Annotated in this window: 3 protein-coding genes; 1 reads left to right on the top strand and 2 read right to left on the bottom strand. The window is 64.8% G+C overall.

Features of this window, described 5'->3' with window-relative positions:
• The coding region (locus EN750_RS17110; RefSeq protein WP_145967733.1) for a sulfite exporter TauE/SafE family protein at positions 1-361 on the bottom strand (361 nt) is incomplete at its 3' end.
• A 192-nt stretch (positions 362-553) separates the two neighbouring features.
• Positions 554-4,561, bottom strand: a complete 4,008-nt coding sequence (locus EN750_RS17105; protein WP_127397107.1) for a peptidoglycan-binding protein — start codon at positions 4,559-4,561, stop codon at positions 554-556.
• A gap of 455 nt (positions 4,562-5,016) precedes the next feature.
• Between EN750_RS17105 and EN750_RS17100 the strand changes: the two genes are divergently transcribed.
• Positions 5,017-5,319 (top strand): MerR family DNA-binding transcriptional regulator (locus tag EN750_RS17100; RefSeq protein WP_145967734.1); only part of this gene is annotated, 303 nt, incomplete at its 3' end.

Below are 5,319 nucleotides of genomic sequence, written 5' to 3'. Positions count from 1 at the left end.
GCACGACGTAGAGCAACGAGATGAACAGGTCGAGCTGGCCGAGGCGGCGCAGGAAGGCGAAGACGTAGATGCCGCCGGTGGAACCGACAATGCCGCCGGCCAGCAACACTCCGCCGAGCTTGAAGTCGAGCGTACCTCGCTTCATGTGCGAAAGGACACCGGAGACGGAGGAGGCGATGACCTGGTTGGCGCCCGTGGCGACCGCGATCGCCGGGGGTATGTTGTAGAAGATCAGCAGCGGCGTGATGAGGAAGCCGCCGCCGACGCCGAACATGCCCGACAGGAAACCCACCGCCGCGCCCATGGCCAGCAGGACGAAGATATTGACGGAAATTTCCGCGATCGGGAGATAGATGCCCACCCGTCAGTCTCGATCAGTTCTGCCTGTCGGCGAATGCAACCGTTGCGGGCATCTTGGCCCGACAAGCCAATTCGTTCTTGCGCCGGAGGTGCTGCGAAGTCAAACCGCGCTACGCCACCGAAACAAAAAACATCTCAATCAGTTAACAGGCGAATGTGTGGCAAGGGCGTCGTGGAAACGACGCCTCTGCCGTTATTTGCGCGCCAGCAGTGCCTTGACCAGTTTTTCATCGACTTCGCCGGTCGCCGGCATCTTGTTGTCGGTCTGGAAAGCCATGATCGCGGTCTTCGTCTTCTGGCCCATCTTGCCGTCGGCGCCGCCGGCATCGTAGCCGTTCTTGTTGAGAATGCGCTGGATGTTCTGGACGGCTTTCTTCATGTCGATGCTGGCTGTCGTCTGCGGTGTGCCGTCCTGCCAGGACTCGGGAATGTCGGCCGAATTGGCCGCTGCATCCAGCGGCTTGGCCTTCCACAGTTCGGTCGCGGCGCGGGCGCGTTCGAGCTGCTCGGGCCGCAGCGCATTGGCGATCTCGTCACGCTTGGCAGCGGCATCCTTGTCGCCGGTCTTGGCGACGAGCGCGAACCATTTGTAGGATTCCTCGAGGTTCTGCTTCATGCCGACGCCCTTGGCGGCGAGGATGCCGAGATTGAACTGGCTGTCCTTGACGCCGACGTCGGCGGCCGCCTGGAACCAGTGCGCGGCCGATTCATTGTCGGTCACGCCGTCTGCCGCCATGGCGAACAAGACGGCCAGATTGTGCATGCCGCTGGCGTTGCCCTGTGCTGCGGAAAGCTGGTACCAGGTCTTCGCCTTCTTGATGTCGCGCGCGACGCCGATGCCCTTTTCGTAGAAGTTTCCGATGCGGTATTCGGCCGGCGCGAAGCCGAGTTCCGCCGATTTCTCGTACCATTTGGCGGCTGCCGCCATGTCTTCCTTGACGCCGCGTGACTCGGCATAGCGCGAACCGATTTCGAACAGCGCCTTGGCGTCGCCGCTGGCGGCGGCATCGCGCAAGGCGGCCGGGCCGGCGTCAGCGGGAATGTCGAACTTCGTCGTCATCGCCGGCGAGGCGTCCGCTGGCGGGACCGCGCCCGTGGTATCCTTGGCGGTGGTCGGCTCAGCCGCCATAGGCTGGGCGCCGGTGTCGGCAGCTTCCGCGGCGACCGGAACGGTCGAGGCCGGCGCAGCCGAGGCTGTCTCCGCAGACACCGCTTGTTTCGCATCAGCCGATGTAACCGAGGCGACGGGCGCGGGAACCGGCTCTGCGGTCGGCGCGGCACTCATCGACGGCTCGGCGCCTGGCGGCGTGGCAATCATGCTTTGCGCGGCCATGTCGTCCTTGGTTGCCGGTGCGGACGGCTCGGCCTGCCTGACGGTGTGGTCAGGCGCACTTTCCACTGCCGCGGGCTGCGCGTCCATCTTAGGTTGGCCGGCGGGATCGAGCGAGGCGGTCTGCACCGGCTGCGAGGCGACGATCGGCGCAACGTCGTTGCTCGCCACCTGGGCCGGATCGGCGAAGAAGGCCTTGCCCAGTTGCAGGGCGCCCAGCGCCAGCAGGATCGCGGTTGTCCCCATCAGGATCGGCTTGCGCCGTGCCTTGAGCAGGTCGCCGATCCGCAGTGCCTTCACCGGTCCGGTCACCGTCGACTGGCGCTTCAGCGCATCGGCCTCGGCGGCCGCGGCCTGCGCCGCGCGCCGGGCAGCGGCGATGAAATCCGACTTCGCGGCGTCGGTGTCGCTGGGCTTGGCCGGCTGGCCGCGCTCGTCGCGCACGCGCTTCATGATGGCGTTGAGGTCAGGTGCGCCGGAACCGGGCTCCAGCGGCCGGTTGGCCATTTTCGGATCGAGCGGTTCGTCGAGATCGACGCTCGGGATCGGGGCACTCGGCGCCGAGCCGGCCAGTGGCGGGATGTCCGCCTCCTTCTTGCCCTTGAAGGCGCGGGCCAGTCCGCCGAACATCGACCTGCGGCCGCCCGCCTGTTCGTTCTTCTCGACAATTGTGTCGGAGCCGAGAGCAGCCATGGCCGCAGCCGCTGCGGCTTCGGCCGGCGTGCGCGTTCCCATACCCAGGCCGCCCAGATCGCTACGAGCACCCGGCTCGTTGCGCAGGATGGCGGCGGCACGGCCATCGAGATCGGCCAAGTCCCCAGTCAATGGCAGGGGCTGATCGATATCCATCGATGGCGCGTCCACGGCCATCTTGGGTCGCCGCGCGCCGCGCCAGTTGCTCGGCTCGACCGGTGCCGCATCCAGCAATTCGCTCATCGCCTCGACCGGCTCGCCGGGTTCGAGCGAACCCAGCCGGTCGACGATCTTGAGCAACGTGTCGTGGATGGCCTCGAACGTTCTCGAATTGCGCTCGTCGGAGCGCCGCGTCAGCGTTTCAAGCGTCTTCAAATCTTGGGCGAGGCCGGAAACAGCGGTCGTATTGGCGCTCGAACCGGCAAGTGATTGCACCGCGTTCTCGGCGGCTTCGCGCGCTGCGCCAAGGATGGAATCGCGGGTTCCTGCGAGCGACTTTTCAATTTCGTTGAGACGCGGGCTGATGTCCTCGAATTCCGGCAGCGGGGTGCTGGGCCTGGAAAGATGGGCGGACAGGCCGGCAACCTGTGCTTCCAGGCTGCGGATCAGCGCCGGATCGATGCCGGCCACCTGCGCGGCCGACGCATCCAGCCGGCTTGAAATGTCTTCGAGCCGGCTCTCCAGGCCGCGGATTGCGGCTTCGCCCGCGGGATCGGGTACACGCGTTTCCATACGTTTGGCGAGCGCCGTAAAGCGGGCATCGATGGCGTCCATGATGCCGGCGCTGTCGATCTGCGGTATGCGCTGGTCCAGCCTGTCGGCAACCTCATCCAGCCTGCGTTCGAGATCGCGGAACAGCATGTTGCCCTGTTCGATGGCGTCACCCTGGCGGCGTTCCATCATGCTCGACAGCACGTCGAAGCGCTGCTCCAGCCCATGGAAGATGTAGTCGGCGTCAGGCATGGCTGGTGCCTGGTCGATCTTGTCGGCGATGAGTGCAATCTGCTTGGCCAGGCGCTCCATCGCCTGCTCCGGCAGATTGGCGCGGCCGGCGAGTTCGTCAACCCGGCCCGACAGCGTGCTCAACCGGTCCATGACCGCGTTGCCCGGCCGATCCTGCGCCACTTCCTCGATCTGGCTGGCAAGTGAGTCGATCCGCCTCTCGATGCGCTCGAAAGCCTCGTGGTCGAATGAATTGGCTTGCGCGGCGACCGTGGATGCGACGATGGCGCGGGAAATCTCGTCCAGCCGCTCGTCGATCATGCCAAGCGTGTCGCTGCCGCGATTGTCCTGCTGGCTGGCGAAATGGTCGACAGCACCGGCAAGCGTGCGCACCTTCTCCTCCAGCGAGCGCAGCGACAACGATTCCGGCAAATTGTTGACGGCATTGCTAATCTGTTCCAGCCGGGCGGTCAGAGCAGACAGGCCCGGGTCGTCCGAGCGCTTGCGCTGGTCGGCGTCGACGCGGTCTTCGAACGCCGTCCACCGGCGATCGAAATCGTCCCAGCGGCGGTCGACCTTCTGCACGCTCTCTTCGCGTGCCAGCGTTTCGAGTGCGGCTTTGACCTGTTCGAGTTCGAGCCGCAGCATGTTGACGCTTCTGTCGTCGCTCTTCTCGGCCAGTGTCTGGATGGCGCCCGAAAGCCGCTCGAACTCAAGGCCGAGTTCAGCACTGCCCTTGGCCGAAGCACCGGGCCTTGCCCCTGACTGGAAAGCCCCCTCGATGTCCTTGCGCAGCGCTTCGAATTCCCGCTGCAGGCCTGCGGTCATCTGGTGGCGCAATTCCTCGCGCATGCCGCGCAATTCGCCGGCGATCTTGCCGACCATGGCAACGCCGTCCTCCTGGCCGCGCACGCGATCAATGTCGCGGGCAATGGCCTGATAGTTCTGCTCGAAAGCGGCGGCTCCCTGAATCGGGCTCTTCGGTCGCGACGCGGGCTGCGGGTCCTCGTACCAGCGCTGCTGGCCAGCGGGCCGGGCCGCGGGATAGCGCGCATCGGCACCATATTGGCGTGGATCGGGTTGGCGGAGTTCGGGACGTGCCACCGGATCCTCGCGCGTCCGCTCCAGCCGCTGCTCCAGTGTCTCCAGCGACTGGTTCAACTGCTCGAGCGTGGTCTGCGGCCTGCGCTGCCTGCCGGCATTGAGTGTGTCGAGATAGGACCGCTTGCTGTTCATCGGTGCGTCCGTCTTTCAGAATGGCTGGCTCGCGGCCAGTTCCCCCAGGTCCCTATCGGAACGAAGGCGACCGGCGGCGATGCCGCGGCGGAAGACGAGCTTCCCGGGCTCTCGCCCGCGCTCCGAAAAACCGTGAAAAATTCGATACAGGATAAACACGGGTAGCCGACGCGCCCACATTTCCCCCAACGTGGTAAACAACGCGTTAACCAAACTTAAGAAATTGAAAGGATGCCGGCTGCCGGCCTGACGGTGCGGCATAAAGGGCGGCGCGCAGAACGCCCTTGCGTCATCATACGGCAATCGGTATAGAATTGACGTAAACGTAAAAGGCGCATTGAGCGCATGTTTGCGATTTGTTTGTTGAAACCACGACTGGAAGCAGGCCCCCGCTTCCAGTCAGGCGACGCACGGTCCGAGACCGCGACGCCACCAGACGGGGAAAGCCAGTGACCATGAAGCTTATCTCGGCCGGCGAGACCGCGGCCAATACCAATATATCTGCCGAAGCCGGCGAGGACCTCGTCCGCATCGGTGAGATGGCGAAGAAATATGGAGTGACGCTGCGCACGCTGCGTTTCTACGAAGACAAAGGCCTGCTCAACCCGCAGCGTGACGGGTCGACCCGTCTCTACACGCGCCGCGACAAGGCCCGCCTCAAGCTGATCCTGCTCGGCCGCAAGGTCGGGTTCTCGCTGCGTGACGTCAAGCAGATGATGGATCTCTACGATCCGACCGGTTCAAACACCAAGCAGCTC

Source organism: Mesorhizobium sp. M7A.F.Ca.ET.027.03.2.1, assembly GCF_003999175.1.
Lineage (GTDB): Bacteria > Pseudomonadota > Alphaproteobacteria > Rhizobiales > Rhizobiaceae > Mesorhizobium.
The sequence above is the reverse complement of the archived record's forward strand: the minus strand, read 5'-3'. Positions and strand labels throughout refer to the sequence as shown.